This is a genomic window from Wolbachia endosymbiont of Drosophila barbarae, assembly GCF_044752445.1.
Taxonomy (GTDB): Bacteria; Pseudomonadota; Alphaproteobacteria; order Rickettsiales; family Anaplasmataceae; genus Wolbachia; species Wolbachia pipientis.
The window spans coordinates 1-3,933 of sequence record NZ_JBIXJM010000226.1 but is presented as its reverse complement, the minus strand read 5'-3'; the positions used below and the strand labels follow the sequence as shown (position 1 = coordinate 3,933).

Genomic DNA, 3,933 nt, shown 5'->3' with positions numbered 1-3,933 from the left:
AATTTACTAAGCAGAAAAAAAGGCAAAAGAAACCCCGTGTTAGCTAGTTGTCACTCTCTAATCCTGCAAATTGGCGTACTATACTGTCTTAAACGACTTATAAGCGCGTTTCAGCTTATATAGGTAAAAACCYAGAAATGTTGTGAAGACATAAGGTGSACATAGTGCAAAAAATTAAAAATAAGACGCCAACTACGTTGTTTTCTTGCTGTTTAATCTGCACAGATGAAGATAACTGAATACCTTCAATACCATGATAAGGGCGCTGGCGAAGGGTGTCAAGCAAGTTTTTCGTTTCTATATGTGCTACCTTAAGACTTCAACGTCTTAACGCACCTAACTCCATCTGCATATAAATTTGCATGGCTCTTTCCAGTATTAAGCAATGCAAATCCAATGTTGTCTACACTAGAGCGCAGTTCCCCTATTTCTTCATTATTTTCATTTGTCATTTTAGTGCCAATATCTGGAAGTGCGTTATCCCCCTCAACAAGGTAAAGTTTTCTTCTGAATATTTCTTGTCTGCTCATTCGATTTACAACTTCCTGACCTATATAACACCCCTTATTAAAGCTTATACCGTTTACTTTATCGATTAAAAATTGCAGCGGAAACGATGAATTCTGCACCATATCTTTCGCTCCATCTGGAACAAGATTTTGAATTCTGACTTTTTCATACTGAGTAAAATCCCCAACCGGCTCTTTTATTTCATCTTTATGTATGATCCTCATTCCTAGCAGCTTGTGCCTTGGATCTTGAAAAATAACTTGTGACTTACCACTACACTCCGCCAACTTAGTATTAAACAAAACTCCAACCTTATATAGTGCGCTAACGTCTTTAATCTTCACTCTCAAGTAAGTTTTAAGCAAATCCAGTTTCTCGATTATTTGCTGCAAGTGCATGTTTTCGCACTCTAAGAGGGTGTATTTACCATATTCAATAAGAAAAAAATCATATAGATATTTTCCCTGAGGGCTAAGCAATAAAGAGTAAATGGCTTTTTGGCTATCCAACTTATTAATATCATTGGTTATAATACCCTGCAGAAAATCTCTAGTGTCAGGCCCATATAGCACTATCACACCACGACTTAAAAATGGTATATAACTCATGAAATCTCTATAAATAAATCTAAATTTTATTATATAACATTAGGCTCTTTTAGAAACTGCTTTTGGTGTGCATATTTTACAAGCTCCAGCCCTTGAAATCTAACTTACGAGTATATATATATAAACTTATAAGTTAATTTGTTGATGAGGAAAAACAAATGTCAAGTATAAGTTTAAATGTATTAGATGATAGCGTGCTGATCAAGCCTATTAGCGAAGAAAAGCAAGGTGGAATTGTGCTTCCATCAAGTGCTGAAAAGAAACCTACTAAAGGTGAAGTTATAGCAATTGGTGAAGGTTCACGCAATTCAAGTGGCGAACGCGTAACTTTAACTGTGAAAGCTGGTGATAAAGTGTTCTATCGCCAATGGGCTGGTACAGAAATAGAACATAATAATGAGAAGCTTATCGTGATGAAGGAATCCGATATACTTGCTGTCATTAAGTAGCAGTCTTTATTTTACTAAACTGAAACAAAGCGCAACATAGCGCATTGTAAATGGTTTTATTATAGTTTTCTAAATTTTTTATTAACAAGAGGTGATAAAAATGACTAATGTAGTAGTATCAGGTGAGCAGTTGCAAGAAGCCTTTCGTGAAGTCGCAGCAATAGTGGATTCAACGGTAGCAATAACTGCGGGACCTAGAGGAAAAACAGTAGGGATTAATAAGCCCTATGGAGCACCAGAAATTACAAAAGATGGTTATAAGGTGATGAAGGGTATCAAGCCTGAAAAACCATTAAACGCTGTAATAGCAAGCATCTTTGCACAAAGTTGTTCTCAATGTAACGATAAAGTTGGTGATGGTACAACAACGTGCTCAATACTAACTAGCAACATGATAATGGAAGCTTCAAAATCAATTGCTGCTGGAAACGATCGTGTTGGTATTAAAAACGGAATACAGAAGGCAAAAGATGTAATATTAAAGGAAATTGCGTCAATGTCTCGTACAATTTCTCTAGAGAAAATAGACGAAGTGGCACAAGTTGCAATAATCTCTGCAAATGGTGATAAGGATATAGGTAATAGTATCGCTGATTCCGTGAAAAAAGTTGGAAAAGAGGGTGTAATAACTGTTGAAGAGAGTAAAGGTTCAAAAGAGTTAGAAGTTGAGCTGACTACTGGCATGCAATTTGATCGCGGTTATCTCTCTCCGTATTTTATTACAAATAATGAAAAAATGATCGTGGAGCTTGATAATCCTTATCTATTAATTACAGAGAAAAAATTAAATATTATTCAACCTTTACTTCCTATTCTTGAAGCTATTGTTAAATCTGGTAAACCTTTGGTTATTATTGCAGAGGATATCGAAGGTGAAGCATTAAGCACTTTAGTTATCAATAAATTGCGTGGTGGTTTAAAAGTTGCTGCAGTAAAAGCTCCAGGTTTTGGTGACAGAAGAAAGGAGATGCTCGAAGACATAGCAACTTTAACTGGTGCTAAGTACGTCATAAAAGATGAACTTGGAATCAAGATGGAAGATCTCACGCTTGATGATCTTGGTACGGCTAAAAATGTTAAAATTACTAAAGATAATACCACAGTTGTCAGCGAAAATAGCGATTCTGACAGTGTGAAAGCTAGAATCGAGCAGATTAAATCTCAAATTGAAACTTCAACTTCTGATTATGATAAAGAAAAGCTAAGAGAACGTTTAGCGAAATTATCAGGTGGCGTTGCTGTGCTCAAAGTTGGTGGAGCAACTGAAGTGGAAGTTAAAGAACGTAGAGATAGAGTCGAAGATGCGCTGCATGCAACAAGAGCTGCAATTGAAGAAGGCATAGTTCCAGGTGGTGGAGTTGCGCTTCTTTATGCTTCATCTGTTCTCGACAAATTAAAAGGTGCAAGTGACGAAGAGCAAATAGGCATAAACATTATCAAGAAAGTTCTCAGTGCTCCAATTAGAAGGTTAGTTAAAAATGCTGGTCTTGAATCTGCTGTTATAATTGACTATTTGATTAAGCAGAATGATAAAGAGCTTATATACAACGTTGAGGCTATGAATTACGCTAATGCATTTACAGCTGGTGTGATTGATCCAGCAAAAGTGGTGCGTATTGCTTTTGAAACAGCGGTATCTGTTGCGAGTGTGCTGATAACTACTGAATCTATGATAGTTGATGTACCAAGCAAAGAAAATGCTTCATCTCCTATGGGTGCAGGAGAAATGAGTGGCATGGGTGGATTCTAAGTAGAATGAAACCGTGGAGCAATTGCTCCACGGTAGTTCCAAAAAATCTCACATTTTACTATTCGTTAAAGGTAATACGTTTGGTGCAGAAATGCACTACTGTTTGCATCCGTTTCACTCCTTTATATTGTGGTTGTCTAATAACAAAAAGGCAGCATAAGAAAACTATAACCCCTAGTATATTTATACTATAGCTGACCCAAGCAACACGTCATACCGCGATTCATTCCACAACTGTACGAACATTACAATATGGCACATAGTAAACGATGTCATGAAAGTAGCTGACACTGGAATGACACCCTTTTGGATGGAAACCAGTGTCACGCACTGGCATGACACCCATTTGTTCCTATAGTTGTCCTTTCTCGTCTACCTTATTTTGCCACTCTGCTGAACAGATACAATTTACAACCACCCCCCTACCCTTTTTAGTTGTTCAGCAAATATAGAGAGGTTAAAGGGAGTGGTATTACTTAAACAACTAAATAAAAAACCAGGTAGATCATTCTGAAATTCTTGCATTTTTGTCCATAATTTTGTTAAATATAGCTCTTTTCATAGAAGTCCGGATGTGATAAGATAAGGATAGAAGATGATAAGGAGGTTGAGTGCC

At 36.7% G+C, this 3,933-nt stretch carries 4 protein-coding genes; 2 read left to right on the top strand and 2 right to left on the bottom strand.

Translation table 11 applies throughout. From position 1 onward, the window contains the following. Positions 1 to 311: 311 nt before the first annotated feature. Positions 312 to 1,118, bottom strand: coding sequence for a CAF17-like 4Fe-4S cluster assembly/insertion protein YgfZ (ygfZ, locus tag ACIPNH_RS05145; RefSeq protein WP_264724201.1), 807 nt, complete (start codon positions 1,116 to 1,118; stop codon positions 312 to 314). Between the two features lie 167 nt (positions 1,119 to 1,285). Between ygfZ and ACIPNH_RS05140 the strand changes: the two genes are divergently transcribed. Further along, entirely contained in the window at positions 1,286 to 1,567 is a 282-nt protein-coding gene (locus ACIPNH_RS05140) for a co-chaperone GroES (RefSeq protein ID WP_173862895.1), read from the top strand. A 100-nt stretch (positions 1,568 to 1,667) separates the two neighbouring features. Continuing rightward, on the top strand, positions 1,668 to 3,317 hold the full coding sequence (gene groL, locus ACIPNH_RS05135; protein ID WP_155968879.1) for a chaperonin GroEL: 1,650 nt from the start codon (positions 1,668 to 1,670) through the stop codon (positions 3,315 to 3,317). 183 nt (positions 3,318 to 3,500) lie between these two features. Here the strand turns inward: groL and ACIPNH_RS05130 are convergent, their stop codons facing one another. Further along, complete coding sequence (locus ACIPNH_RS05130; RefSeq protein ID WP_264705617.1) at positions 3,501 to 3,644, bottom strand: hypothetical protein; 144 nt, start codon at positions 3,642 to 3,644, stop codon at positions 3,501 to 3,503. Positions 3,645 to 3,933 lie beyond the last annotated feature (289 nt).